This is a genomic window from Salicola sp. AFF1, from assembly GCF_056783195.1.
In genome coordinates, this window is sequence record NZ_JBXAYL010000001.1 from 81319 (window position 1) to 107760 (window position 26442).

General features: G+C 50.6%; 28 protein-coding genes and 1 pseudogene. 2 read left to right on the plus strand and 27 right to left on the minus strand.

Annotation, left to right across the window (positions count from 1 at the left end; all coding sequences use genetic code 11):
* Position 1: 1 nt before the first annotated feature.
* Complete coding sequence (locus AC1RQI_RS00445; protein ID WP_481903203.1) at positions 2-1186, minus strand: DegT/DnrJ/EryC1/StrS family aminotransferase; 1185 nt, start codon at positions 1184-1186, stop codon at positions 2-4.
* A 255-nt stretch (positions 1187-1441) separates the two neighbouring features.
* On the opposite strand from AC1RQI_RS00445, the gene AC1RQI_RS00450 reads away from it, so the two are divergent.
* Together AC1RQI_RS00450 and AC1RQI_RS00455 are read left to right on the plus strand one after the other, a co-directional pair.
* Positions 1442-1756: a nucleotidyltransferase family protein gene (locus AC1RQI_RS00450; protein WP_481903204.1), complete on the plus strand. Its 315-nt coding sequence runs from the start codon at positions 1442-1444 to the stop codon at positions 1754-1756.
* Positions 1746-2093 carry a HepT-like ribonuclease domain-containing protein gene (locus AC1RQI_RS00455; protein ID WP_481903205.1) on the plus strand — a complete coding sequence of 116 codons (348 nt, stop codon included), beginning with the start codon at positions 1746-1748 and terminating at the stop codon, positions 2091-2093. The genes AC1RQI_RS00450 and AC1RQI_RS00455 overlap by 11 nt, the downstream gene beginning before the upstream one ends.
* Here AC1RQI_RS00455 and AC1RQI_RS00460 read toward each other — a convergent pair.
* From AC1RQI_RS00460 to AC1RQI_RS00585, 26 genes and pseudogenes are all read right to left on the minus strand, one after another.
* Entirely contained in the window at positions 2006-2239 is a 234-nt protein-coding gene (locus AC1RQI_RS00460) for a hypothetical protein (protein ID WP_481903360.1), read from the minus strand. The two genes, AC1RQI_RS00455 and AC1RQI_RS00460, sit on opposite strands and share 88 nt — an antisense overlap.
* Positions 2240-2243: 4 nt before the next feature.
* Positions 2244-2369: pseudogene (locus AC1RQI_RS00465) on the minus strand (aminotransferase); the annotation flags it as partial.
* Between the two features lie 15 nt (positions 2370-2384).
* Positions 2385-2861 (minus strand): hypothetical protein, encoded by a 477-nt coding sequence (locus AC1RQI_RS00470; RefSeq protein WP_481903206.1) that lies wholly within the window; start codon positions 2859-2861, stop codon positions 2385-2387.
* A complete protein-coding gene (locus tag AC1RQI_RS00475) occupies positions 2854-3402 on the minus strand; it encodes a type II toxin-antitoxin system MqsA family antitoxin (RefSeq protein WP_481903207.1) in 549 nt (182 codons plus the stop codon). Before AC1RQI_RS00475 ends, AC1RQI_RS00470 begins: the two co-directional genes overlap by 8 nt.
* Positions 3403-3419: 17 nt before the next feature.
* Positions 3420-3737: a type II toxin-antitoxin system MqsR family toxin gene (locus AC1RQI_RS00480; RefSeq protein WP_481903208.1), complete on the minus strand. Its 318-nt coding sequence runs from the start codon at positions 3735-3737 to the stop codon at positions 3420-3422.
* Between the two features lie 68 nt (positions 3738-3805).
* The gene (locus AC1RQI_RS00485; protein WP_481903209.1) at positions 3806-4432 is read right to left on the minus strand and encodes a sugar transferase; all 627 of its coding nucleotides are present in this window, start codon (positions 4430-4432) and stop codon (positions 3806-3808) included.
* Positions 4419-5294: a sulfotransferase family protein gene (locus tag AC1RQI_RS00490; RefSeq protein ID WP_481903210.1), complete on the minus strand. Its 876-nt coding sequence runs from the start codon at positions 5292-5294 to the stop codon at positions 4419-4421. Before AC1RQI_RS00490 ends, AC1RQI_RS00485 begins: the two co-directional genes overlap by 14 nt.
* 189 nt (positions 5295-5483) lie before the next feature.
* Positions 5484-6605: a glycosyltransferase family protein gene (locus AC1RQI_RS00495; RefSeq protein WP_481903211.1), complete on the minus strand. Its 1122-nt coding sequence runs from the start codon at positions 6603-6605 to the stop codon at positions 5484-5486.
* A gap of 291 nt (positions 6606-6896) precedes the next feature.
* Positions 6897-8069: a glycosyltransferase family 4 protein gene (locus tag AC1RQI_RS00500; protein WP_481903212.1), complete on the minus strand. Its 1173-nt coding sequence runs from the start codon at positions 8067-8069 to the stop codon at positions 6897-6899.
* Between the two features lie 119 nt (positions 8070-8188).
* The gene (locus AC1RQI_RS00505; protein WP_481903213.1) at positions 8189-9337 is read right to left on the minus strand and encodes an NAD-dependent epimerase/dehydratase family protein; all 1149 of its coding nucleotides are present in this window, start codon (positions 9335-9337) and stop codon (positions 8189-8191) included.
* The gene (locus AC1RQI_RS00510) at positions 9337-10431 is read right to left on the minus strand and encodes an SDR family NAD(P)-dependent oxidoreductase (protein WP_481903214.1); all 1095 of its coding nucleotides are present in this window, start codon (positions 10429-10431) and stop codon (positions 9337-9339) included. The genes AC1RQI_RS00505 and AC1RQI_RS00510 overlap by 1 nt, the downstream gene beginning before the upstream one ends.
* A gap of 20 nt (positions 10432-10451) precedes the next feature.
* Entirely contained in the window at positions 10452-11435 is a 984-nt protein-coding gene (locus AC1RQI_RS00515) for an NAD-dependent epimerase/dehydratase family protein (RefSeq protein ID WP_481903215.1), read from the minus strand.
* A gap of 127 nt (positions 11436-11562) precedes the next feature.
* Positions 11563-12789, minus strand: a complete 1227-nt coding sequence (locus AC1RQI_RS00520) for a hypothetical protein (RefSeq protein ID WP_481903216.1) — start codon at positions 12787-12789, stop codon at positions 11563-11565.
* Between the two features lie 135 nt (positions 12790-12924).
* Positions 12925-14001: a non-hydrolyzing UDP-N-acetylglucosamine 2-epimerase gene (gene wecB / locus AC1RQI_RS00525; RefSeq protein WP_481903217.1), complete on the minus strand. Its 1077-nt coding sequence runs from the start codon at positions 13999-14001 to the stop codon at positions 12925-12927.
* The gene (locus tag AC1RQI_RS00530) at positions 14002-15402 is read right to left on the minus strand and encodes a polysaccharide deacetylase family protein (RefSeq protein ID WP_481903218.1); all 1401 of its coding nucleotides are present in this window, start codon (positions 15400-15402) and stop codon (positions 14002-14004) included.
* Positions 15403-15431: 29 nt separating this feature from the next.
* Positions 15432-16409, minus strand: a complete 978-nt coding sequence (locus AC1RQI_RS00535; protein ID WP_481903219.1) for a GNAT family N-acetyltransferase — start codon at positions 16407-16409, stop codon at positions 15432-15434.
* On the minus strand, positions 16399-17406 hold the full coding sequence (locus AC1RQI_RS00540) for a sulfotransferase (RefSeq protein WP_481903220.1): 1008 nt from the start codon (positions 17404-17406) through the stop codon (positions 16399-16401). The genes AC1RQI_RS00535 and AC1RQI_RS00540 overlap by 11 nt, the downstream gene beginning before the upstream one ends.
* A gap of 55 nt (positions 17407-17461) precedes the next feature.
* A complete protein-coding gene (locus AC1RQI_RS00545; RefSeq protein WP_481903221.1) occupies positions 17462-18526 on the minus strand; it encodes a TDP-N-acetylfucosamine:lipid II N-acetylfucosaminyltransferase family protein in 1065 nt (354 codons plus the stop codon).
* Between the two features lie 86 nt (positions 18527-18612).
* Positions 18613-20058, minus strand: coding sequence for a lipopolysaccharide biosynthesis protein (locus tag AC1RQI_RS00550; RefSeq protein WP_481903222.1), 1446 nt, complete (start codon positions 20056-20058; stop codon positions 18613-18615).
* Positions 20048-21184, minus strand: a complete 1137-nt coding sequence (gene rffA / locus AC1RQI_RS00555; protein WP_481903223.1) for a dTDP-4-amino-4,6-dideoxygalactose transaminase — start codon at positions 21182-21184, stop codon at positions 20048-20050. The genes AC1RQI_RS00550 and rffA overlap by 11 nt, the downstream gene beginning before the upstream one ends.
* Entirely contained in the window at positions 21181-21744 is a 564-nt protein-coding gene (locus tag AC1RQI_RS00560; protein ID WP_481903224.1) for an acyltransferase, read from the minus strand. Before AC1RQI_RS00560 ends, rffA begins: the two co-directional genes overlap by 4 nt.
* Before the next feature lie 190 nt (positions 21745-21934).
* The gene (rfbA, locus tag AC1RQI_RS00565) at positions 21935-22807 is read right to left on the minus strand and encodes a glucose-1-phosphate thymidylyltransferase RfbA (protein WP_481903225.1); all 873 of its coding nucleotides are present in this window, start codon (positions 22805-22807) and stop codon (positions 21935-21937) included.
* An 8-nt stretch (positions 22808-22815) separates the two neighbouring features.
* Positions 22816-23850, minus strand: a complete 1035-nt coding sequence (locus AC1RQI_RS00570) for an NAD-dependent epimerase/dehydratase family protein (protein WP_481903226.1) — start codon at positions 23848-23850, stop codon at positions 22816-22818.
* Positions 23851-23983: 133 nt separating this feature from the next.
* Complete coding sequence (locus tag AC1RQI_RS00575) at positions 23984-25564, minus strand: aminotransferase class I/II-fold pyridoxal phosphate-dependent enzyme (protein WP_481903227.1); 1581 nt, start codon at positions 25562-25564, stop codon at positions 23984-23986.
* Positions 25551-25838: a hypothetical protein gene (locus AC1RQI_RS00580; protein WP_481903228.1), complete on the minus strand. Its 288-nt coding sequence runs from the start codon at positions 25836-25838 to the stop codon at positions 25551-25553. The genes AC1RQI_RS00575 and AC1RQI_RS00580 overlap by 14 nt, the downstream gene beginning before the upstream one ends.
* Before the next feature lie 3 nt (positions 25839-25841).
* On the minus strand, positions 25842-26420 hold the full coding sequence (locus tag AC1RQI_RS00585; RefSeq protein ID WP_481903229.1) for an acyltransferase: 579 nt from the start codon (positions 26418-26420) through the stop codon (positions 25842-25844).
* Positions 26421-26442 lie beyond the last annotated feature (22 nt).

Here is a 26442-nt window from a genome sequence, read left to right on the forward strand (position 1 = left end):
GTCACCCACAAACCGCTCTCAATACCTCACAGGTCTTCTCAATCTCGGCGTCGGTCAGCGTGGGATGGCAAAGGAACATCAGGCTGGTTTGGCCCAATTCGCGGGCTACGGGGAGGGGGGCTTCAGGCGCAAGGGGGGAGGAGGTAGGAGCAAGGCCTGCATCCTGGAAATTCTTCTCCTGGTACACCTCGGAGCAGGCGCCGGACATGCAGGGCACGCCGCGTTCCATGATGGCGGCCTGGATGGCATCGCGGTCCCAGCCGGGGGCGAGCTGCTCCGGTTCCACGAACACATAGCACTTGTAGCCGGCATGCTCTATGTCCGCCGGTACCTCCGGTGCGCGCAGGCCGGGGCACTCGCGGGCGGTACGCCAGATCGCCTCGCAGTTGGCCAGGCGTTGTTCATGCCATCGGGGCATGCGCTCGAGCTGGATGCGGCCAATCACCGCCTGCATCTCCAGCATGCGCCAGTTGCTGCCAAAACGCTCATGGAGCCATCGGAACCCGGGCGGATGCTCGCGGTTGTAAACCGCGTCGTAAGTTTTGCCGTGGTCCTTGTAGCTCCACATTCGGGACCAGAGCTCAGGATCATTGGTGGTGACCATGCCGCCTTCGCCGCCGGTGGTCATGATCTTGTCCTGGCAGAAGGACCAGCAGCCCACATCCCCCAGGCTGCCCACGGCGCGCCCCTTGTAACGGGCCCCGTGGGCCTGGGCGCAATCCTCGATCACGGAGAACCCGTGTTCCCGGGCCAGGGCATTGATGCCGTCCATATCACAGGGCCAACCCGCCAGGTGCACGCAGATCACGGCGCGGGTGCGCTCCGTGATGCAGGGGCGGATGGTCTCCGGCGTGATCACCTGTGAATGCCGATCCACGTCCGCAAACACCGGCGTGGCACCAGCAGTCACGATGCAGGACGCCGAGGCGATGAAGGTGCGCGAGGTCACGATCACCTCATCCCCCTCACCAATCCCCAGCCCCTTCAACGCCAGATCCAGCGCCAGGGTACCGTTGGCGAGCGCCACCGCGTATTCGGCCTCGGCAAAGGCCGCGAATTCCCGCTCAAAAGCACGGCACTCCCCGCCCGTCCAGTAATTCACGCGGTTGGAAAGCAGCACCTGCTGCACCGCATCGGCTTCTTCCTGGGTGAAGGAGGGCCAGGGGGAGAATGGGCCGTTCAGCATCGGTTAAGTCATTCCATTATCAATAAATCTAAATTCAACACCGTAGGAGCCTGCCTTGCAGGGGCGCCCACCAGGGTGTCATCTTTCCCATCGTATAGTGTCTGCATGGCTCACAGCCCTCAAGGAGAAATGGTGCAATACCTTACAAGTCTTCTCAATTCAGGAATCAGTAAGGGTGGGGCAGAGACGCATCAGGCTGGTGCTGCCCGGCCAACGAGCGTAGTCGCTTCTGCTGCTTGATGGTAGGCTTGGGGTATGACCAATAGTAGACCTGAAAGCAGCCGTGATGGCCTGATCGCATTGATCAGAGCGCATCTTCCTGAGCTTGAAAAACGGTTCAATGTCGCGGATCTGGCCATTTTCGGTTCAACAGCGCGCGGGCAGGCGCGCGAGGATAGTGACGTGGATATTCTGGTGCAGTTCAAGGGTCCCGCCACTTCCAACAATTACTTTGGGCTTCAGTTCTACCTGGAAGATCTGCTCGACAAACGTATTGACCTGGTGACGGACAAGGCGCTCAGGCCTGAACTCAAGCCCTTTGTGGAAAAGGATGCGCTCCATGTGCGCTGATAGGACCCAACACCGTGAGTGGCGCTTCTATCTGAGTGACATGCTCGAGTTTGCGCAGAAAGCGGTGACCTACACTGAGGGACTGAACCAGGAACAGTTTGTGCAGGATACTCTGACTTATGATGCGACCCTGCGGAATCTGGAACTGATCGGCGAAGCCGCCACCAAGATACCTGGTTGGGTTCAGGAAGAGCACCCTGAGATTCCTTGGCGCAAGATGATCGCGACTCGCAATCGGCTTATTCATGCCTATCTGGGAATTGATAACGACATTCTCTGGAGTATTGTCTGCAATGATCTTCCAGAGTTGATCGAGTCACTTGAGGAGATTGGCTGAGTATCGCGAGAGAGCTGGCCCAGCTCCACAAACACATAGCACTTGTAGCCGGCATGCTCGCGGTTGTAGACCGCATCGTAACTCTTGCCGTGATCCTTGTAGCTCCACATGCGGGACCAGAGCTCGGGGTCATTGGTGGTGACCATGCCGCCTTTCAAAAGCACGGCACTCTCCGCCCGTCCAATACTTCACACGGTTGGACAGCAGCACCTGCTGCACCGCATCGGCTTCTTCCTGGGTGAAGGAGGGCCAGGGGGAGAATGGGCTATTCAGCATAATGCGAACTCGACGTTACTCGGATTCAGCCCGTGGCTTGAATAAGCCGATTTGCGGGCGGGGAAGCTTGGCCTCGGAGGCAGAACGAATGGCATGCTCACGCCAGAAGGGCCAAGCATTGTGAACCACATTGTGCTGAATGAATTCCTGGATGGTGTCATCCGGCAGTTCCCGGCTCATTCGATAAACCACAGCGAAGGTTGCCGTCAGCTCGGAGAGAGGGCCCTGGTCGCTGTTTTCTGTGGTTTCCTCTTTGCACACGAAGCGCAGCCCAAAACTGACGAAGGCCCTCAAGTAGAGCTCATCCGCCCCTCCAGGCTCTGCTTCTTTAGAAATAAGATCGCCTGAGACACTGAGCTTTGACTGCTGGCGCATTTCGTCGGCCGGGTAGTGCAGGTCAAAGTCCTTGGAACGCTGCAGCTGGCTTTCATTCAGATAAAGATCCAGCAGTTCCATGGAATCAATAGCATCCTGTACGGCCTGCTTATTCATAGGCCGCCTCCATCACCGGCACTTGACGCTTCTCTGCACCGGCAAAGTAGACCTCATCATTCGCCGGGTAATTCTCGGTGTGCCAGTCCTCAATGATGATGTCGCGAACACCGTCCACTTGCCTGAGCGTTGACACCTCATGGAACCCGGAACGGATCTCATCCAACAACTCTGGATGATTCACGCAAAGCCGAATCAACCGATCCATGGCCACGCTCTGCGTGACTTCGCCCCGCTCATATTTGGAGAAGGCATTGGCACCACCGCCGAACACGCTGGCAGCTTCCTCCTGGCTCACTCCCAGTGACTGCCGGCCATGGCGGATTTGTTCCGGAGACAGCAGGCCGTCGTAAGCGCGCTTGGCAGCCCGGATCAATGCATCATTCTGTTTAATGACCTCTGTCGGCACGAATTCGCGCCCACAGGCGTTACAGACGCAATACGACAAAGTTACGTCTATAGCGCCCTGACGGTATCGGATACTTTCATTCTCGGCGTGCTGCGTTACGTCGTGCGAGCCGCAAGCTTTGCATTCGTACATACGGAAAGCCTCAAAAGCTAACGTTGCAAATGGAAGGAGCCTAAATCGACCATGACGAGCTCACCGAGCAGTCTGAACTTGATATAAAGCTCATCGATCTCGGTGTCCTCCGAGCCGGGGCGAGGCGCTTTGAGCAAGTACGCATCGTCCCCGGGCTCGCTTTCGTATTCATGGCTTTTATGAAAGTCCTTCAGCGTAAGGCGCAGAAGACAACTGCACACATCGTCCAGTTCGTAGCCCAGATTGGCTATGTCGAGCATGGCTCGACGGCCGCGGTACTCAACTCGCTGCATCCTTGCTGCCGCTCTTACGTCGTCCAAGTTGTATAAAGGCACTCAATACTCATAACCATTATGGTTAGTTGTGTGATCGTGGCATAACCGGAGCTTTTTAGCCAGCCGGCTTAACCCGTGATCGTCTTCCAGATGTAAACCAGATCATCCCGGAACCGCCAGTTCCGGATGTACTCCAGGTTGATCCGCACCTTGTCCGGGTAGATCACCTCGTCATTGTAACGCTCCGGGTCCGGCCGCGCCGCGAGGATGGCTTCCTCATCGCGGTAGGCCAGGGTGGCGGGGCCGGTGATGCCGGGGCGGATCGTGAGCAGCAGCTGCTGTTCGCCCTCGAGGCGGTCCGCGTAACCGGGCACGTCCGGGCGTGGCCCCACAAAGCTCATGTCGCCGACCAGCACATTCCAGAGTTGGGGCAGTTCATCCAGCTTGGTCTTGCGGAAGAAGCGTCCAAGCGGCGTGATGCGCGGGTCGCCGGATTGGGTGATGGTGGTCTTGTGGGCGCGGCTCGGGCGCATGGTCTTGAGCTTGACCACCGTGAACAGCCGCCCGTCCTTACCCACGCGCTTCTGGGTGAAGAAGCCGTTGCTGCGGGTGTCGAGGGTGGCGAGGAGCCAGGTCAGGGCGATGAGCCAGAAGGTGAGGAGCAAGCCCACCAGGGCGACCGAGGCATCGAAGGTGCGTTTGAGGAAGCGTTGGATTGGTGTCAGGCCGCCATCCATGGAATTACAGATACCCATACCGCTGAAGGGATGAGCCAACAAGGGATTCCAGGTGCGCTACTTCATCCTCGCCCAGGGCCCGGCGCCCCTTGCCGATGGTGGCACTGGAAACACCGGCGACCGCCTGGGCAATGGCCTCGTCAGAGACCTCATCATGACCAAGGAAGCCCAGAATCCGGCGCATCTCCGCTTCCGGTTCGCGCACGAAGGTCTCGTATTGCACCCGCAGCACCTTCTCTTCCGGCATCCCAGCCAGCGCCTCTTCGGCCAGGTCTACGCAGCGCTGCCACTGCAGGGCACAGACCTCGTTCAGGGTGTGCTTCTGTAGGATTTCCTGCATGTTCGCCAACGCCGGCCCCCAGAACGCCAAGCGTTTTTCGCGGGACACCAACCGAAACAGGCGCGCCCAGAAATAACGGAGCACGTAGTAGGGCAGATCGGTGACCGGCACGAACCGGACCTTTTCCAGCAGGTAGGGTATATCCAGGCCTGCCGTCCAGCGCTGGCGGGCGGAGCCGGTGGCATCAATGCCATCGCGCACGATCACCACATACCGGGCCTCCGGCACAACACGGTCGACAAAGGGCACACGCAGGCAATTGGCGCAGGTCTTTTCAACCAGCGTGCGCGCGCCACTGTGCCGCGCCATGGAGTCGAATCGGCTACGGATGTAGCGCTTTACGGGGTCAGTCGCGTTCTCGGCTGGAATTTCATCAGACGGGTACCGCACATTGCCGTGACGCCAGATGTAATTGATCTCATCGCAGGGCCAGGTGCTGATGCCCTCAAGGGACGTGAGGGCATCGCGCAGCATGTTGGTACCCGAACGGGGTGCGCCAACAATCACCACCGGCGATACCTCCAAACGTTGAATTTGCATCACAAAAAGACTCCGAATTCGTAACGAGCCGTTAGTCTAACTTTCCGAGGTACCGATAAGGAGACACCGTGCACGCAGATCCTCGCTCGATCCCCCGCCGTGTCGAAAGCTAAAAGTTGTTGAATCCATAATAAAGTCAAAGGGCAACGGCTAACACGGCTGTTCTAAAGATTCACTGAAACCCTGGAATCACCCGCTCTTCGGGTGCAAAGCGGTGTTTATATTTTTATTAAGCCAATCGACCAGTCTTTCCATCAGATTCTTTTTATCTATAAATTCCATGCTTTCATTTCTAACAGCATCTCGTGAAGTTTTTTTTGATTCATAGCCAAATTCCAATAAGTGATCCACGCTAAGATTCGCACGTTCATAATATGGGAACGATTTTGGGATTGCCGCATCGTCGTGTCCCGAATAAACAGGTAGTCCTAATGCTAAATATTCCCTAACTTTAAGAGTGCAGCCTTCCTCTAAATTCTCCCGGTCCATCGCCAATGAACCAATTCCATAATCACATTTAGCTAATACCCGCCTATACGCAGCGCCGGATAACACCCCATGAACTTCGAAAATATCCGACCGGGAATTGATTTTTCTAATCTCGCCCAAATCAGACTCACTTAGTTTTCCAATCAAATGTATCTTCAATTCTGTTTGTCTTGGGTTTTGGGGGTCGCTTCTAATAGCCTCAAGGAGTCTATCTAAACCGTGCCACGACGAAAAGGTTCCGCAAACAAAAGCAGCGTTCACCACATCTTCGCGTTCATCATGTAGCGGTTCAGTTTTTTCTAGATTTATCCCGTTGGGATATATCTTCGTTAAAGCGCCGCTTCGACCGTTATGCATTTCATACCGTACTATGTCACCGGTTACACCTATAGTGCCCGCTACCTGCCACGGCAATAGTTTTCCGACAACTTTCTCCATATTGGAAGCAGCGAATCCTGAAAAACCTTTTCTGATCAGCCTTAGTTCCTCAATTTCTTTTCCGTGGTGGATGGTGATGCGGTTCTTTAAGAACCACCCAAATAGTATGGAAAAAGGATCAAAAGGGAGGTACCGTTGGACTATGATGTCATAGTTCTTTTGGTGATTTATAAGGTACAACCAAGTATAGAGGCGCGCCATAAAAAGGTTGCGGCAGCCGAAAGGCAGCCTTTTTTCAAACGGGTTAATCGGGGCGCTGTCGTGAAAAACAACCGTTTCCCAATTGGCACCCTGGAGGGTTTTAGCCGCTTCATGCTCGTACTCCAGTTGCTTTCTTACGCCAGCCGATAAGTTTCGTATGGTCGAGATGTGAATAATATTCATGCAGCGATTGCACCAAGCGTTAGTATGAGTCAGTAGATAAATAAGGTGACTGTTGGAGAAGGAAGCGTGGCAGTCTTAAAGTGCAACTTTACGTTTCTTAGTTTACTCAACAATTTATAGGAATGGTTGAGACTTGGTTAGCCAGCCGGCCTTATTTGCATAAACTTTAATTTGAGATCCTGTATCGTGGTTGATTCGGGCTTAGAAATAAGTTTCAGGCATGGCATTGCAATCGCAACATCATGTGTATGGCTCAGTTGTAAGTCATTCTGCGGGAACACAAAAATGCGGCTACAGATCCACGACACCACACGATTGGTAAAATTCGAGCGCTTTAAGCGCAAGACGGTCTTGATCAAAATGCTCCTCAGCCATTTTTCTCGATTCCTGCCCCATTTGAGGCAGAGCGCTCGCGCCTTTAATCACCCGTTCAAGTACCCTCACTAGGGAACGGCTATTCCCGGGCTCAACTAAATAACCGTTAATTCCTTCTTTAATAGCTTCCTGACATCCTGGAATGTTACTGGCTATTAACGGTTTACCCATGGCAGCTCCTTCCATTAATACCTTGGAAAACCCCTCCCGGTACGAGGGAAGTACGACCACGTCGACCTGGGAGAGGGTTTCAGGCATGTCCTTGAAGGAAACAGGGCCTAGCCATTTAACGTACGTAAGACTGGCCATTCGAGCGATATAACTCTCAGGTACACCTTCGTTATGTTGATGCTCAATTTCTCCGGCTATCCATAATTCGAAGCGACCCGACATTGACTGAGCGAGTACCTCAACGGCTTCAAAAAGTTCACCAACCCCTTTGCTCCAGAGAAGCCTTGAGGCAAAAAGAAATTTGACAGGCTGGGTGGTATCCGGAATATATGCGAAAGGACTCTCAGTCAGTTCAACGCCCGAGGAAACTTGCACCGTCGCCTTGGTTTGGACCGGGTACTCGCCTTGAAAAAAATCTTTGTCGGCAGAATTTTCAAAAAATAAACCGTCGCATCTCTTAAAACTGCTCAAGTATGCCCGCTTGACTAGCTTTCCGGACAATTGCCGTTCATTGATCTGGCCGAGACCAGTGATCGTGCAAAAGGTCTTAGGAGCATTAGGAAGAAACATTTTTACGTGAGCGCCGATGAGGATCGGTTTCGGGTTAAAACAATGAAGTATGTCAGGTTTTACTCGCCAAAGAAGCGATAATAACGAAAGGGCCGCCCATGTATCCTTAAAGACTGAGAAACCGAACCGAAAAAACGGGATCGGGACGTAATTGATCCCGTTTTCTTCAAGAACTTGGTCAAACTCCGGCTGTGAGGCGCCCAGGGCGTACACTGTCCAACCTCGCCGCTTAAGCTCTTGCATAAGAGGTAACCGCGAGCGAACGAGATTGAAACTCCTTCCTGATACAAATACTGCGACTTTTTTTTGCGGGGGCGCCTGACGTAATTTGGTCGCGAAATTAAACATTTAACGTTTTTTTAAATAGCGTGGTGAAACTGAAGTTAAAAAGACAGCGTTTTCCGTGAGACAGGCTCGGAAGATCGTGGAAAACGGTGACAGTTTCGGGATAGACGTCGCGGAAGTGTTCATGACCATGTTGTACCTCGGAAGATGACGTGTTGCGCGATGTTTTTCTGATGACGCTGCACGTAACGCATCATTTCGGCTAGTAATTCGTCCGTTAGGTAGTGCGGTTCAAGACCTAAATCCAAAAGACCCGTGTGTCTAGGGTTGTAATAATGCTCTTCAGCTTCTTTTCGTGGATTCTCAAGGTGCTGAATTTCTACGTTCAGGCCAATCTGTGCACCAACCCGCTGAACCTTTTCGGCGAGCTCGTTGACGCTAAAAGTTTCTGTGAATTGATTGAAGATTCTCATGTCCCCCTTCTCCGGAGGATGCTCCAGGGATAAAGTTACGCACTGGAGGGTATCTTTAAGGTTTAGATATCCTCGCGTTTGGCCTCCCCTTCCGTATATCGTTAGGGGGTAGTCAATAGTGGCCTGGGTGATAAATCGATTTAATACGGTACCAAATATCTCATCGTAACTGAGATGCGGCGTTAGTCGCTCTTCGTGTAGGTTTTCATTGGTATAAACCCCATAGACGGGGCCTTGCATTAAATCTGTTACCCGGATATCCCAAATTCGGACATAGTACCACAGTAAATCGGTATCCATAATTTTTGTGGTGTGATAAAGGCTGCCACTCTGCCTAGGAAACAAAAAGGTGTCGGAGCGACCGTTATGCTCAACGTCGAGCCATCCCTCTTCTATATCAATGTTAGGTGTGCCGTACTCACCCATGGTGCCCAACTTAATGATATGCGCGTCCTGTGTAAATTGTTTGATGGCGTATATTAAATTGAGCGTTACACCCAGGTTGTTATGCAAGGTTAGGTTTGCTGCTTGCCGGGATAGCATTGAATAGGGAGCCGAGGGTTGCTCGGCGTAATGGATAACGGCCTCTGGAGTAAACTCGTCGAATATCCCCTTTACAAAATTCCAATCATTAAGATCGCCAATTCTAGGAATGATTTCATAGCTGGAATGCGCGTACCAAAGTTTGCAGCGCTCATGCAGATTGGGGACTGGATGCAATGGTTCAACGTTCTCTTCAGTGGCCAGTCTACGGCGCAGATAATTATCAACAACCATCACATCGTGGCCGCGGGCTGACAAATGCATGGCCGTTGGCCATCCAAGGTAGCCGTCTCCCCCCAAAATCATAACTCGCATTAGTGCAACTCCTCTTTGTCGCCGGGCCAATAACGTTGCGCCGTGTTTTCCTCGGGTGGGGCTAGCAGCCCCTTTTTTTTCAAGAAATGCACAATTTCATCAATCGACGCCGGTGTTTCGTTGGACGATATGTAAGGGTTAGATATCGTGTTTGATACAATATTTGAATAATCATAGGGGATATCGTGGTAAATCCCTCTAAATGCAGGGAGCACCACAAAATAATCAGTAAGCTCCACAGCCCGACGAGTTTCCTCATCGCTCATCAACTCTTCGTAGAGTTTTTCGCCTGGTTTTGTGCCGACTGTTTTCATTTCTATCTGGCTGGGAGCATAGCCATATTGTTTCGCTAGCGAGCGAACCATCGCTTGGGCCAGATCCTGGATCCGAGTTACGAGCATTTTCGTTATGAAAACTTCCCCCCCCTGAGCGAGATTGGCGGAGTCGATTACGAGCCTAACTGATTCTTCAATGCTCATGACGAATCTGGTCATTGCAGGGTCCGTTAACGTGATTGGGCCACCCTTGGTGATCTGGTTATGAAAAATAGGGATTACGGACCCTCTCGAGCCCAAGACATTACCGAATCGGGTAGAAGCAAATATCGGGCCGTCATCATGCTTGGTGCTATTCGCAGCGGTCATAAGCCGCTCGCCCATTAGCTTGGACGTTCCCATGACGCTCGTGGGATTAACAGCTTTATCTGAACTTGTAAAAATGACACGCTCAACGCGGTTAACGGTAGCGGCCGCTATGACATTTTGTACCCCATTGATGTTTGTCTCGACCGTTTGATTTGGAGAGCGCTCAGACAGAATGACGTGTTTGAGAGCGGCGGTATGGAAAACAAGGTCAACGCCGGCCATACGTCGGACGAGTTCATGGCGGTCACGTACATCGCCGACGAAAAAACGCGCACGGGCGTCGTCTAGGTATTCTTGATCCAGAAAAAAGAGGTCACTTTCGTTGTTATCCAGTCCAATTACCTCCTTAGGTTTATATTTACTTTGATTAAGGAGCTGTCGAATCAACTCAGAGCCTACGGTGCCGCAGGCACCGGTTACCAAAATACGTTTCCCCTGAAAGGTTGCCATTTAGAAGGTCTCCTTCTTAGTTAGGCTAGGAAGGACATCACTGTTTTTTCCAAGCCCTGTTCCAAACTGTATTTGGGGGCCCATCCAAGCCTTTGCTTTGCTTTTGTGGTGTCCGAATAGTTCCTCAATACATCACCGACTCTTGCTTGACAATAGTGGACCGGAATGTCTTCTATCTGGTGGCGGGTCAATATAGAAACAAGTTGACTCGCTAGCTCATCTATAGTGGTTTCACTGTTCGTTGCAATTTGAAAGACCTCACCCTGAACGTCCCGGGCTAAGGCGGCCCGCTTTAATGCATCGAGCAAATCCTCGACGTAAATGAAGTCCCGCGTTTGGCGCCCATCGCCATATATCTCGAGACCATTGCCCGAAAGAGCATCTTTGATGAATTTCGCTACGACGCTTCCTTTGTGATGAGAGTCAGGACCGTAAACGTTTCCAAACCGTAGCGCTGTCGTTTCCAGGCCATAGCTGCCCCAATATGCGGAACAGTACGCTTCCCCCGCGAGCTTGCTGGCGCCATACGGCGACACTGGACGGGGCGCCATTTCCTCATGGATTGGAGGTGTTGCGGAACCAATGGGCGCGCCGCTCGAAGCGAAAACGAAGCGGGCCGTTTTATTGCAACGTGCAGCTTCCAGAAGATTAAGGGTGCCGATGACGTTAGTCTGGCAGTCACTGCGCGGGTCTTCAACCGACGGCGCTACGCCCGTGTTCGCAGCCAAATGGACGATAATATCGATGCCTTGCGCCGCCGCCACGGTTAATCTTGGATCCTGAATATCGCCTTCTATAAGCTCAACTTGGCCGTTCCTTGGTCCGTCCTTATCGACGTCCGAGATGTTATTAACTGACCGTTGAATACCTACATCCGCTAAAGCGTTTTTAGAGCCCACTGAGAGATTATCGAGAACGCGAATCGAGTGGTTGCCTTCTTGTTGTAAATATCTGACAAAGTTGGATCCTATAAATCCGCATCCTCCGGTAATTAACCAACGCATCTGATATTCCTTCTATTTTTATAACAGTGAGTTTGGGGCATTCAATCTTTCTGAAAGAATGTTTTTGACAAGAAAAGGTAAGACGCGACGAACACAGAGCTTTCCAGCATCGGGTCATCCACGGTAACTAGCTCATGTTTTTTAATGTGATGTTGAACAGCGTGGCAAGCAACATGAGGTACGTGACGGTTCCGACCAAGTGCGTGAACCCTCCTATATCGTAGATAAACATGAAGGCGAAAAAACTGGCTGCTGTGGCACTTGTTATGGGTTTTAATCGTTCTGGAATGTGCCGCATAGGAATAAAAACTAGTAGGGAAATCATTAATAATTTTAGGATGAGGCCGATGAGCCCTACTCTCAAAAGGCTATCATAAATCAAATTGTGTGGTACGGAGGTTAGGCCGGACTCTATGCCAAAGATGCGGCTAGGTAACGCAGAAAGCCCGAGTCCCACGAAAAAGTCGGGGGATTCCGACATCCGATCTAGGATTGCCTGCCAAATATCGAACCGCCCGCTGCTTACATCGCCTTCGCCAAGATAGACGCCTGCCAAGTCGTTAATTTGGTACAAGTTCATGCCGAAAAGAGTCTCAAACCAAAGTAGTCCACCGGCGCAAAACCAAATGGCGAAAAACAGCGCCCAAGCCTGCATTTTGTACCAACGTAGCGCTAGACTTAGAAGAGAGAGGCTGCTGCCGATGAGAACCCCCATTGAGTTTGCAAAGGCGGCGTATAGCGCAACCGGCGCAATCATTAATGCGATCCTATGTGGAGGTATCGTCTCGGTTGTTTGATTTGCACTTATGACGTACATAAATATGGCTGTAAGCGTTGCTAGGGCTGCCCAGTTATGGTTGATTATTGAGTTCCTGCCAAGTAATACGTTGAGGCCAATCGTTGCTCCTAAAAAGATATATGGAACTGCGACAGCCCGGAACCTGATCGGCTTGACACCCTCTGTCAGCAAACACGGGATTAGAAATGCAAACCAAATTATTAGGTTGATCGTTAGTAGGTAGATGTGGTGTTGGAGGTTTAGCGTCTCTGTGAAAATAAAACTGACCAAGACGTAAAAATAGAAGGGGGTGGAGATACCTAGTGTTAAAGAGAGCAAGCGTTTCGGAAAGTTTTTTTTTGGAATGAGACGTGTAAAGAATGATAGATAAGCGGCTGTGGCTCCAGTCATGAGCGCAAATTTTATCGGTACGGAGAAACTGCCTAGGGTAAATACCCAAAAGGTTTCAAAGGAATAGTTCAGGAAAAAGATAACAAGCACAGCTAGGGAAGCTTGCTTAACCCTAAATGCAGGCATCAATGAATTATGGGGGAGTGTCGAACGATCAGTGAGCATTTGATATCCGATGGGCTGTAACGCTTTGCCTCAGATCTTGTTGCAGCTGCTAAAGACGAGTTGCACGAGATCCTTGAAGTTTGGGGCGTTTAGGTCGGACCATAGCAATATGGGCGTTGACGGCAAAATACTAAGTTAGCTTGCATGAGTGCTTATGTAGTCATAAATGCGCCCCGAAGCGTTTCCGTCGCCAAACGGGCTACCGGGCTTTCCCTGAGAGTTGATGGCTTGATAAATGACGTCTTCGATGTGCGAATGCAGGGGGGGGGCCAGACGATTCCATCCCAGTTCCAATAACTCCCCCCATTCGGTTTCATCGCGAAGTGTGACACACGGAGTGCCGTGAAAATACGCCTCTTTTTGGATACCCCCGGAATCCGTTGCGATAACGGCAGCGTGACGTTCCAAAGCGACCATATCCAGGTACCCGACAGGCTCAATAAGTTTGATTGAATGTGGCGAGAGTCTTTCGCGCGTAAGAGCCGCACGGGTTCTTGGGTGAAGAGGGAGGATAACGGGCGTTTCATCTCGCGCCACCAGATCCAGGCCTTCGATGATGGCTCTCAGGCGGGAGGGGTTGTCGGTGTTCTCCGCCCGGTGTACCGTCGCCAGAATATAATTTCCTGGTTCAAGTCCGTTTTTCGATAATGCATCGCTGCGCTGATCTGCCTGATCACCGTAGAAAAGCGCTGCATCAAACATCACATCACCTACTTGGCAAATACGGTCTTCCGGGATGCCCTCGTCCCGTAAGCGAGAGGTTGCTGTGTCCGTGGGAGTTAACAAAAGGTCAGAGAGATGATCAGTGACAATGCGGTTCTGCTCTTCGGGCATCTTTCGGTTGAATGAACGAAGGCCCGCTTCAACATGGGCTACAGGAATGTGTAACTTGGCTGCTGTCAAAGCGCCGGCCAGCGTTGAGTTGGTGTCGCCGTAGACCAATACCCAGTCGGGCCTTTCCGCTTCGAGTAGGGGCTCAAGGGCTTGAAGCATTGCCCCCGTCATAGCGCCATGCCCTCCTCCAGATACACCAAGGTGGTGAGTGGGGTGGGGAATACTCAATTCCTCGAAGAAAATATCAGACATGTCAGCGTCAAAATGCTGTCCGGTATGAATAATCGATTGTGAAATGCCCGCTCCGGAAAGAGCCCTGGAGACCGGAGCAGCTTTGATGAACTGGGGGCGAGCACCGACAATAGTAAGAATTTTCATTTATACACTTGTCCCGATCAGTGACCCAAAGAAAGACTTGTCTTTCTGATGAGTTAAATGTGAATTGTGCCAGAGGAGCACAAATTGGCCATTGAACTTTTGGCAGGTCCGCTTGTAATAGAGCATGTAATCCAATGCCTCTTCCGAGTAGCCGATCCCCAAATACCGGCTGGCGATTACAGAGCACTCCATCAGGATAAGCGGCCGTTCCTGTAACTGTAACGGCGTACGGTTAGGTACATCGAACAGAGCATACTGCCGGCAAGTCCCGCATCGAAATCCTGGACGATCAGCGTAAGAGAGAGTCGAATCGTAGCTTAGCCCATTTTCCTGCCAAAGGCGAGCGGTGGTGGGTGTTTGCCATCGTAGAAAATGCTGACGACCGCCCAGTAAAGCTTGGTTGATGTCCTCTTCCTTCATTACGGCTTTGAGCCGGGCGACGGCTCTTAGCATGGCGTCTGGATGGCTGAATGTATTATAGCCGGGGTGTAGCCCAATTTCGTGGCCTCGATCATGAATCTCACGAAGCATTCGTCGCATACGCGGATCATCAAGGCTGACCGGCCTGTCTTTTTCTGGATCCGTAATTTCAGGGATGAAGAAGAACGCAACTGAAAGGTCAGCTTGTTCGGCTGTATCCATAATCCACTTCAGGCCGTGCCAGTGGGGGTCAGCTTCAAGGTTGCCAGCGTTCGTACGTAGTGCTGCTACCAGGTTGTAGACGGCAAGAGCCGGGGACTTGCGTTTGACAAGGTCACCGCCAAGGGTTTTGATTACCCGTTTCCAGCTTCCTCGAAAGCTAATGGCGCTATCGACGTCACAAGTGACGAACGCTCTGAATTGGTGTTGCCTGCGCTCCAATCGTGGCCAGAGCTGACTGATGGCTGCCCAGAGTACTTCGACGTATTCATCCACGATCGGACGGTCAAGGTAGTTTTCCTGGCAAGCCACACTGGCCCAGGCAGGAAACCTTTCATGCTCATCTCTATCCGCGGTAACCATCTCCTCATAACGGGTAAGCATGAAGAAGGCTGAGCCGAAGATATCTATTGGGAGTCTGATAGTGCTGTCTTTCTGGATGGCGGGCTGGTTATTACTGCCATATATGACAGGGAGTCGGGGCTCAACAAGCGTAATATCTGCCGCCAGCTCACGGGTGTCCCATACAGAAAGAGGGGATTCCGGCATCGACTCCAGTGTAAGCCATTGTTCATCGGTTACAGACAGCAGAGAATCCGGGAGGCGTATTTCCCCGGTGCTGTCCGTCAGGGTTATTCGGGTCTCGAGACGTTCCGTGGCTTGATGACGCCATTCGAGCCCCAGAAAATCCCCAAGCAATACTTTAAGGATATAACTTCTTTCTGGCGTCCTGCTGGAAGGTGTTTCGATGATAAGTGTCATACGTCGGAGTATTGTCCGGGAGTAGAGCGCTACTGACTGGTTCCGAAGCTCTTACGAAGTTGCATAGCCAGCTGCAACAGTCGAGAATCGGTTTTTGTGACGCGGAAATAGGGCGTCTGTTGTGCACCGAAGGCGCGGAAAAACCGTTCAACAGGCTCCAACATTGAGCCTTCAAAATCGAAATACTTAATGGGATCCGGCTGCTTACGAATGGCTTCCCATAGAAGGAGGCTGCTGGCGCCACTATTGCGCAGTTCAGGATCGCCGCCGCCCATTAGGTAATAGGCAGTATCGCCGCTACGAACGATATAGGCTCCAGCATGCTGTCTACCATCCTCGCCGACTGCAATTAGGCAGTCTCGGGCGTTGCGCGAGTGCGCCTCTTCCTCAATGCGTTCGATAAGTTCTCGCCCGTAAGGGGGGCTCTTGCCTTGACGCTCAAACGTCATCCGGTTGAGCGACAGAAACTCCTCTAGATTTTGCGCTGAACGTACAATTATAGCTTCCCGATTCTGCGCTTTTCGGATATCCCCTCTAATGTTCTGTTGCAGGTTGTTCCAGAGGTATTCTTCGTCTTTAGAGCATTCCAGACGGTAGGTATAACGTGTTGTCTGTTCAAAACCAAGCCAGTAGAAGGGAAGCCAGTTCTGGCGGGACCAATGCCAGTTTTGCGCGTAATAATGAAAGCGGGGCAGTCCCTGCGCAAGCGCTTGGAGGACATCCTTTTCGTATCCTAGAGCTTTAGAATACGACTTATTACTGGGGCGAACCCAAGGACCAAGCGTTTGTGTGAGCTGGGGTTGGTTCAGTAGTGTCAAGCCAGCTCTTTTGCGTTTGGTATAGGGGAGTGCACCTACAATTCGGTCGCCCTGGTAAGCAATTACTGCACTCCAGGAATCCGACGCAACGGCACCCAGCCACCAAGCTTGGGAAAAGAGCGGGATTGAGTCTTCCTGCTCGCAGAGTGCCCAGTAGGCCTCTCTGGACTCCGTTGTCTCAATACCCACTAGTAACTCCTGTGGCTTTATCGATAGGAAGGCCAGCGGTTTTTTGCACGTAGTTCACAAGTTCCTCATACATGGCATCCGGAATCTTACGATCGTGCCTGGTCTCAAAATGCGCCGGCACCTCGAATCGGGGCGAAAGGGTTACGTTATTTTTCAGTGCAAACTGTTTGAGGTCTTGAAGTGTTCCGTGTACATCCTGGCAAAAGGCTTCGTAGTTTATTCGAAACGTTTGCTCCGTTAACCCCAAACGTTCAACATCCTCAGTTATCAAGGCATGGACTGAACGAACCTGCTCTGCGGCTTGCTGTACTGGCCTTAGGCTCTTCAGCTCGGCAACATTCGGGGGTGGAACCGACCACCAAGGGTCATAGCTTCCCAAGGCTTCCATGCGGCCTTTGAGAATTGATTGGGCGTTGTCCACTAGATCACGCTCGACAATAACGAAAAGTGCGTTTGGAACGACCTGTGCAATGGGCTCGATACGAAGACTCGCATAGAGGTTCTTGAATACCAGGGGGCGTTCCATAGCCTCTTTCAATGCCTGGAGGGAGTGGCGGAACGCCCGCATCTTCCGTGGGTTTACGTCCTCCTGCGTGACGTAAGCCGGATCTCGACGGAAAAAGCGGTACCACCACGCTCCACACTCGGCAGGGTCGCTAAGTTGTTCGGTACGACCATGGCGAGATTCATAGTTTGAAGGCTGCTTTGCCGCAACCGGATTGAGAATTCGGTCTGCTATAGCTGGAGCACCGAACCACCGGCAGTGCTGGTTTGTGAGATAGCCGACGTTGAAGGCGTCGGTCAGTAGCTGCATCAGTAGGGTACTGCCGCTGCGGGGTGGACCGATAACAAAGATTGGAGCTAACGTATCGCTTTCATGGCGTTTTGTGGCGAGCGAATCAATGAACAGTGGCGCAACCCTGTTCAATGTTACAAGCCCCCGAAACCAAAGTTTACGAAAGAAACTACAGATTGATGACTTATCTTTGGTGGCCATTACTGGAGTGCTGGTTCTGTGGTTTTTAGCAAAACTGTACTCTATCTTAGTTGTGTTAAGTTTCTAAAATCGCCTTCCACTGCCTCGCAAGATTCTTTTCTGAGAACTCGCTTTCGATAATATGGCTATTTAGGGGCAGCGGAAGCTGTTTAAAATCTACCTCTCCAATCGTTTTGGTGTCGAATATGGTCAATCCAAGTGATTGAAAAAGCTCCCATGGCGTGGTGTTTGAATTAATGAACGTGGGAATGTCCAGGCCAAGCATTGTAATAATATTGCCCATACCCTGTTGGCGGTCATAATTATATATTGCTGCATCCATCTTTGAGACTAGATCGACATACTCGTTTAGATCAAGATAATTCTGTAAAGCGTGAAATCTATTCCCAAATAAATCGAAGCCTAATTTGATAACATCTTCGATGTAATAAGAATCACCGTAAGCTAAGGGGCAATAAACATGCCCGGAAAAATTGTTGTTCTCGCTTAGGGCCTTGAATACAGCGTGGTGATTATTTTCAGGAGAGCCTGAGTTCCCAATAATGACCTTGGCAATATTTTGTTGGTCGCGTTTCCTGGCATTACCGGTAGGTATCTTGTAGAGATTCCCCGGATACATCAAACAATTGTGCATCTTAGGAGTAGCTTCAAATTTCTTCGAAATGAGAACTGCGTCACCAGGAATATACGTTATTATATTTCCAATTTTTTTTATCGCCCTCTTTTTTAGCTTGTAAAGGATCGATTTTTTTGAAAATCTTTTTGCAGGAGGTTCAGCGTAAAGATCTCCTCCCCAGACAACCCAAAATAATGATGGAAGAAAGGCTTTTGGTGTCAGCGAGAGTAGAATGATAATAAAAGGATTGAATAGGCCGTGAATTATTACTTTTTTTGAATTGTTTGTTGTAAGTATGGCCTTGGGGAGTTCTGTAAGTAGGTTGTCGGTTTTTTGGCTGTTTTTTATTCTTGCGTCTGCCTCAATGGGGCCATTCCCTAGCACTAGGAAAAACTGATGGTTAGAGTCTAAATTCCAATCTACCAAGAACTTTGTGAATCTCGATGTGTTTCTGCTGTTGCTCGGAAGAAGGTGTACGGTTTTAGGGGTGGTATATTGCGACATTATTTGTTTGTTAAGATTTAGTTTTTATTTAAGGTCGAAGATTGCATAAGCAAGAGTGTTCTGGTTTTGGCTTTATTTTTTGAGGCTTATTGAGTAAACCTTTGCTGCGAGTTAATAAGTCGCTCCGCTCTTTTTAGGAGAAACCGAAAGGTCTCTGCATATTCTTTTTTAAATATGATAAAAGTGCTTGCAAAAATTAAAGCCCAAAATAATATCGAGATAAGCTGTGTATTTACGGTTGGTGCGTTTGTGAAAATTGCACCAGAAGTGAGAAGAAAGGTATAAATATAGACGGTTTTTTTGGGTATCTTTCTCCAAAGATACGATGAGAACTCTGTTCTGAAGATAAAGAATGCGAAAAAAGCGATTGAGCTACTTATCGCTGCGCCTGATGCCCCATATTCTGGAATCAGAAACCAGTTACCCAAAAGGTTAAGTGCTAGTGCTAGCACCGATGCTAGCATCGCAAAAGAAGTGTTCCTGGAAATATTGATTCCTACAACGGTGGTTTCAGATAATGTGTAGAGAAGGGGGTAAGATAGGCATGCTATCACCAAAAACTGCACCTCTGCGTACTGGCTTGGAATTATAAAGTTTAAAATCCAGGAAAAAAGACCAGCCAAACAAAATAGTACAATTACACACAAAAGAACATAACGCATTACGGGATCGATTTTTTCGAAGCTCTCACCTTCTTTTTCCCACTTATAGACTGTCGGTATCCAGACTGTTGAAAATACGCTTTGTAAAATAGTTGCAGCTGCTGCGAACCGGACGGCAACTGAATATAAACCTAACTCTTCATAATCGGAGATTGCTCGTAAAAATACCTTGTCACTTGCAGTAAGGCCCCAATAAGCAAGACCACCAAATACCAAAGGAAAGCCGAATTTAAGCAATGATCTAAGTGTGCTCAGCTCCAGCCGGCTTCTGAGACTTGGTAGCCAGTCTTGCCGAGTGTTCCACGAAAAGATAATGCAAACTGATACATATGCTATGGTTTGGGCAAGTATAAGTGCGGTTAGGTTTTTAGATGTACCGGAAACTATATAATAAATAACGACCAATAATAATATGCACTTCGGAAGAAGTTGGCTGAGGGAAAAAGCGATACCCCTTTCATTCATGCGAAGAGTGAGTGAGAAAAAACGAGTGAGAAGGGCTGATATTAATGTGGCGCTCACAAAAGCGCTTAAAGTACTATCTCTTGTACCAAAAAGCAGTTCACTTATATAAGTTGGGGCGATTATAAGCAAAAGGATGCTGACCCCCAGTAAAATTGCTAGTGGTGGGATTAGCGTATTTTTAAGGAGAAATGCTTTATCAGAAGTGTTGTGAAATTCTCGGACGTAGGAACGGTCAAGGCCGAAGGTAAATACGAGGGCCGTAAAACTTACAGCCATTTGAAGCATCATTAAACGACCAACATCCCCTTGGGTGAAATACCAAGTAATTATGGGTAGGGTAAGAACTGAAAATATAGCTCCACCCACTGGCCCAATGGCGAATTGTACAATTTTCTTAGGCGTCACTAAAAAAATCTCGAACTGCAGTAATCACTGACTTCTGTTCTTCATTACTCATCCCAAACCATATTGGTAGTCGAATTAGTCGTTCGCTTTCCTGCGTTGTATAACGGTCATTCCCTTCAAACCGACCGAATTGTTTGCCGGCTTTTGAGCTGTGTAAGGGAACATAATGGAAAGCTGCGATAATTTCGTTAGTTCTCAGGTGTGAGAGAAGGGCTTGCCGTTCTTCAAGATTCCGGGTTTTGACGTAGAACATATGGGCGTTGTGAGTGCAGACTTCGGGAATCACTGGGAGAATGATCTTACCTGTTTCGTGCAAGGGCAATAAGGCGTCATAATAGCGCTTCCAAGCTGCTAAGCGGTTGTCATTGATTTCGTTGGCTTGCTCGAGCTGACCCCAAAGGTATGCAGCCTGTAGCTCGGTGGGTAGATAGCTGCTTCCCATATCAACCCATTGATATTTATCGACCATACCACGGAAAAATTGGCTACGGTTGGTTCCCTTCTCGCGAATTATTTCGGCTTGCTCTTTAAACCTGTCATCGTTGACGATGAGTAGGCCACCCTCACCACCGCTGGTATAGTTTTTGGTTTCATGAAAACTAAATGCGCCCAAATGCCCAATAGTACCTAGTGCCTCCCCGTTATAAGTGCTCTTCATTCCTTGGGCTGCATCTTCGACTACCCAGAGGTTATGGCGTTTGGCAATGTCCATTATCGTATCCATTTCACATCCCACACCGGCGTAGTGGACGGGGACGATTGCTCGAGTGTTTTCTGAGACAGCCGGCTCAATCAACTGTTCGTCGATATTCATGGTATCTGGCCGGATATCAACGAAGATAATCCTTGCTCCACGCAGCACAAAAGCATTCGCTGTACTGACGAAGGTGTAGCTGGGCATTATAACCTCATCGCCAGGCTTGATATCGATCAGGAGCGCGGCCAGTTCAAGTGCTGCGGTACATGAGGGAGTGAGTAATGCCTTACTTGTAGGGAGTGTTTCCTCAAACCACGATTGGCATTTTTTACTAAAAAAACCATCACCAGACATGTTTTGGCTATTAAGTGCTTTAAATACAAAGGTCTTTTCATTACCAGTGGCTGGAGGCCGATTAAAAGGTATCACCGACTAGCCTCCTGCAGGAATTGTTTTTCAAGGTCCAGAATATCTTTGTTTCGTTCCTTAATCCGTTCAGCGGGGGTGCCGGCGTATATACCCCATGGAGTGGTGCTTTTATTTATAAGGGTCATTGCGCCTATTGAACAACCATCCGCAACTTCTACACCGGGAAAGATTATAGAGTCCGCTCCAACGATTACCTGATGGCCTAATGTGACCTTGGCTAGGTACTCATTTTTGTATTTTTTTGGAATTAAAGAATTCACCATGGTTTGTCCGCTGTAGTCGTCAGATTGAGCAAATACTTTTACGCCATATGCCAAGGTGCAGAAATCTGAAAGGTGAATTCCAGGTTCACCCCCTGCGATGAGGCACATCGTAGTAATGTGACAGTAACAGCCGATTTTTACATTTCCGGAGATTACACAGAAATCGTCGATTCGGGAGTTGTCACCTATCTCTATTCTTTCAGCATCGTAAATGCTGGCCTTGTCGCTTATTTTTACGTTTTTTCCTAATTTTTTGAAGTTTAATGACTTTAGCTCGTTCTCTGAAAGGTAAGCCATTTTAGCTCTCTAATAATTCGTGGTGATTAGCGAAGACGGAAGATGTGCGCGATAAAAAGTATTGATTTATTTGATGCTTTTCGGATGCTTCTGTTTTGGTGTAGTTGTATTAGTTATTATTTAATAAAGGCGGTTTAACGCAGCATGATATAGCTTGCATTTCAAGAAAAGGAAAAATTGACGGTTGTTCTTAGATATTGTCGGAAATCAATGCTTGTAAATACTCACCGTAACCATTCTTATTGAGATTTTGGGCTTGCTGTTCGAGTGAAGCTATGCTGAGCCAACCTTGATTGAACGCAATCTCTTCGAGACATGCGATTTTATATCCCTGACGTTTTTGGATGGTTTCTACAAATTGAGCTGCTTCGAGTAAACTCTCATGAGTTCCGGTATCGAGCCAAGCGAAACCGCGGCCAAGCAGTTCAACGTTAAGGTCGCCGCGAGAGAGGTAGGCTTCGTTTACAGACGTTATCTCAAGCTCGCCTCTGGCGGAAGGGCGCACTGTACGCGCAATTTCGACGACGTCGTTGTCGTAAAAGTAGAGGCCGGTGACTGCATAATGGGATTTAGGATGCTTGGGTTTCTCTTCTATCGAAATAGCTTTTTGGTTCTGGTCAAATGCAACTACACCGAAGCGTTCTGGATCCTTTACCTGATAACCAAATACGGTAGCGCCGGTTTTTCGGTTAGCGGCCTGTTGGAGCTTTGGGGTGAAACCCTGCCCATAGAAGATATTATCCCCTAGGACCAGACAGACAGGATCATTACCAATGAAAGATGCGCCGATCGTGAATGCTTGAGCCAGACCATCCGGTGAGTTCTGCTTGGCATAGTTTAGATTGATTCCGAATTGGCTTCCATCACCGAGAAGGGACTGGAAACTACGTTGGTCTTCTGGAGTCGTGATAATAAGGATATCCCGTATGCCCGCAAGCATGAGTACGGACAGGGGATGATAGATCATAGGTTTGTCATAAATGGGGAGTAGTTGCTTTGATACTCCCTTCGTAATGGGATGGAGCCGTGAGCCACTGCCGCCCGCCAGAATGATGCCTTTCATTGGAATACTCATTCGATATTCAGAATGCCACCGTGGCGCTCAATGTCCTTGATAATTCTGTGCCACTTGGTGAGTTCCTGGTACCAGTTGAGTGTCAATGTCTGATCGGTTTTATCCAATTCACCTGACTGAAGTTTCTCAACGATTTCCCGAGTGCCTGTTTCTGCTGTGCGGGAAGCTTTCCAGTCGAGTGCTGTTTCGAGTTTTTCAAACGAAACCCGGTAGCTGCGACGGTCCGGCTCCCCGTACCATTCGATATCAATAGTTTCCCCCAGAAGTTCACCAACAGTAGCTGCAACTCGCTTGCCAAGGTCACCCAGTTGATAGGTGTTTTCGGCGCTGCCCACGTTGAAGATCTCACCGTTGATGTTTTCTGGCTCTGCTTGAAGCAACAGGGCCATGACGTCGGTTGTATCCTGCACATGAAGCATCGGTCGATACTGGGAGCCGTCCCTCATCAGGGGCAGAGTTTTATTGGTGTAGGCACCGTAAGTCATGCCGTTAATGGCCAAATCAAACCGCATCCGTGGGCTGTAGCCGAATACGGTAGCCTGGCGCATGATTGTGACCACAAAATCTGCATCCGCCAAAGGGAGTGTGTCATTTTCAGCTTTTTCATTGGCTCTGGCGTAGACGGTCAGTGGGTTTGTGCCAGCTGATTCGTCCACAACATCATCCTGAAAACCGTAGATGCTGCAGCTTGATGGGAGGATGTAGCGCTTAACGCCGGCCTGTTTGGCCATTTCGGCTGTTTTAGCCCTGCTCTGGTGGTTGATCTGCCAAGTGGGTTCTGAAAAGAGCTCGCCGCTTGGGTCATTCGAAATTGCTACGAGGTCAATTACATGGTCGATGCCCTCGAAATGCCCCGGCTGAAGCCTCCGGCTGTCCTCTTTGACAATTTCGAGACCTTCGTGCGGCGAGAGTTTGTCTTCTCCAAAGAAATACCGATCGATGGCTTTTACCTGATAGCCATGGGAAAGTAGCTTTGGGACAAGGACGCTGCCGATGTAGCCGCCAGCGCCTGTTACTAATACGGTCGGCATGAATTGTTTCCTGGTCGATTAGGTGGCCACTGTCTCGGCGGCCAAACTTTTATTGAATAAGGTTGTTTGTAGCTCTAATTGTGAAACTTGGCGCGTCTCTTGAGTGAGGAAATTTCTGAAAGACCGTCACTCTTTATTCCGGCGTGAGAATTTCACAGATGTGGCTTTGTTCAGCGAGTGCAAGCTGAGGTGCCATTGGCAAGCTCATTACGTTTTTAGCAGCCTTTTCACTGACAGGGAGAGTTTGATTGCTCTCCTGTACTGCAGGTTGTTGGTGTAGAGGGATGGGATAATGTACTGCTGTGGGAATGCCTGCTTCTTTTAGAACTTTCTGAAGTTCATCCCTATTTGCTACACGGACGGTGTACTGGGCCCAGGCGCTTTGGTTGTGGGGTTCGATGTACGGCGTCGTGAGGTCTGATCGCGCGCTAGGTGCGCTCTTACTGAGAAGATTGGTGTAGTGGTCGGCTACTTCCTGTTTGACCTGGATCTCTTCGTCCAGGATGTCGAGCTTCGGCAACAGTATTGCGGCCTGCAGCGTGTCCAGGCGGCTGTTCACCCCAACCCGGCAATGATGGTAGCGCCGGTCCTGGCCGTGGCGCGCGATCTGCCTGAGGACGGTGGCCAGTTCCTCGTCATTCGTGAAAATGGCGCCACCGTCGCCGTAGCAACCCAGTGGCTTGGCCGGGAAGAAGCTGGTGCAGCCAATGGTGGTCAGGTTGCAGGATTTCCTGCCCTTGTAGGTTGCCCCGAAGCTTTGGGCGCCGTCCTCAATAACAGGCAAATTGTGTTTCTCGGCGATGGCGTTGATGGCGTCGAAGTCCGCGCACTGGCCGTAGAGTGAGACGGGAATGATGGCTTTCGTGCGTTCAGTGATGGCGTCTTCGATCAGTGCCGGGTCCATGTTGTAGGTATGGGGATCAATGTCCACGTAGACCGGTTTGGCGCCGAGCAGTGCAGGGGTTTCCGCGGTGGCGATGTAGCTGAAGCCGGGCACGATGACCTCGTCCCCGTCGCCCACACCCAGCGCCATCTGGGCGATCTGGAGCGCATCGGTGCCGTTGGCGACTGAGATGCAGTATTTGGCACCCGTGTAGGCAGCGAGTTTTTCCTCCAGTTCCGTGACTTCCGGGCCCAGGATGTACTTGCCGTGGCGCAGGACGTTCTCGATGCGTTGTTCGATCTGGGGGCGGATCCGGGCCTGTTGGGCGGCTAGGTCTATGAAAGGGATTGGGTTGTCTGGGCTGGGGTCGACAGAATCGCGAGCGGAGCTCGCTCCTACAGTTTCGGCTGGGGTTTGGGCTTTGAGTTCGCCCAGGGTGTCGAAGGTTTTGTCCAGCGTGACGAGTATCGGGTTGCGTCCTGGCAGTGATCGGGCGGCTGCGGCGATCTGGGCGTCTTCATAGTCTCGGGCCTGGGTGTAGACATCGCTTTGTTCAAAACCGTGAGTGCTCAATACGCCAACGCGCTGCAGGAGATCCTTCATTAGGGCTTGGACATGCTGTTTCGCCCGTTCCGCGGCAATGCCGGCCTGCTTCATGCGGGTACGGGCAACGTAGTCCAGCGTAGGCAGGCTGCTGGCTGCGATCCAGAGTTGGGCCTCCCCGGACTGGCTTGCAGTGAACAGTTGCGCCGTTGCGTCACTGCTTTCTCCTTCCAGCCAGAGATCGATGAGCGTGCTGACGTCGAGGATGTAATGTTCAGCGGCCGCCAAGGTGTTTTTCCTCCAGGTGCTGGTACCAGGTTTCCTTCACCTCTTCGGCAGTGGAAGAGGTGGTCAGCTTCTCACGGTCAGAGCCAAGGATGGCCCGGATCTGATCTCGGATGTCACCTGAGCCCGGTTCTGGACGCTGGCTTTGTGGTTCCGGCGTTGAACTTGCAACTTCCTCGTCGGGAATCTCCACTTTCAGCGTAAAACGCTGGTGTTTGAACCGGAGGTGGTCCGGGAGCTTAACCGACCCATTGTCGTAGATGGCATCGATCTGCATGACTTAATCCTCTTTCTGGACTCGCCCATCTCTGAGTGTATAGCGAGCGCCTGTATGGGGGCAGGCGGTTTCAGCATTGCCTTCCATAGGCAGATCCAGCTGTTCGCCGTATTCGCTCATCCAGCCGATCTGTTTCGCGGGCACGCCGACCATCAGGGCGTAGGCGGGCACGTCTTTGTTGATGACGGCCCCCGCGCCGATGAAGGCGAACTCGCCCACGGTAGCACCGCAGACAATGGTGCAGTTGGCGCCCAGTGATGCGCCCTTCCGGACGATGGTGTCCACGTATTCGTCTTTGCGCTCGATGAGCGAGCGCGGGTTGTAGACGTTGGTGAACACCATGCTGGGGCCGCAGAACACGCCTTCTTCAAGATGCACGTTGTCGTACACGGAGACGTTGTTCTGCACCTTGCAGTTGTCTCCGATGGTGACCTTGTTGCCCACGAAGACGTTCTGGCCGAAGGAGCAGTTCCTGCCGATTTGCGCACCGCCGCAGATGTGGACCCAGTGCCAGATGCGGGAGCCTTCGCCGATCTGGGCGCCTTCATCGACGATGGCGGTGTCGTGGACTTGATAGTTCATAGATTACAGATCGCTGCGTTGA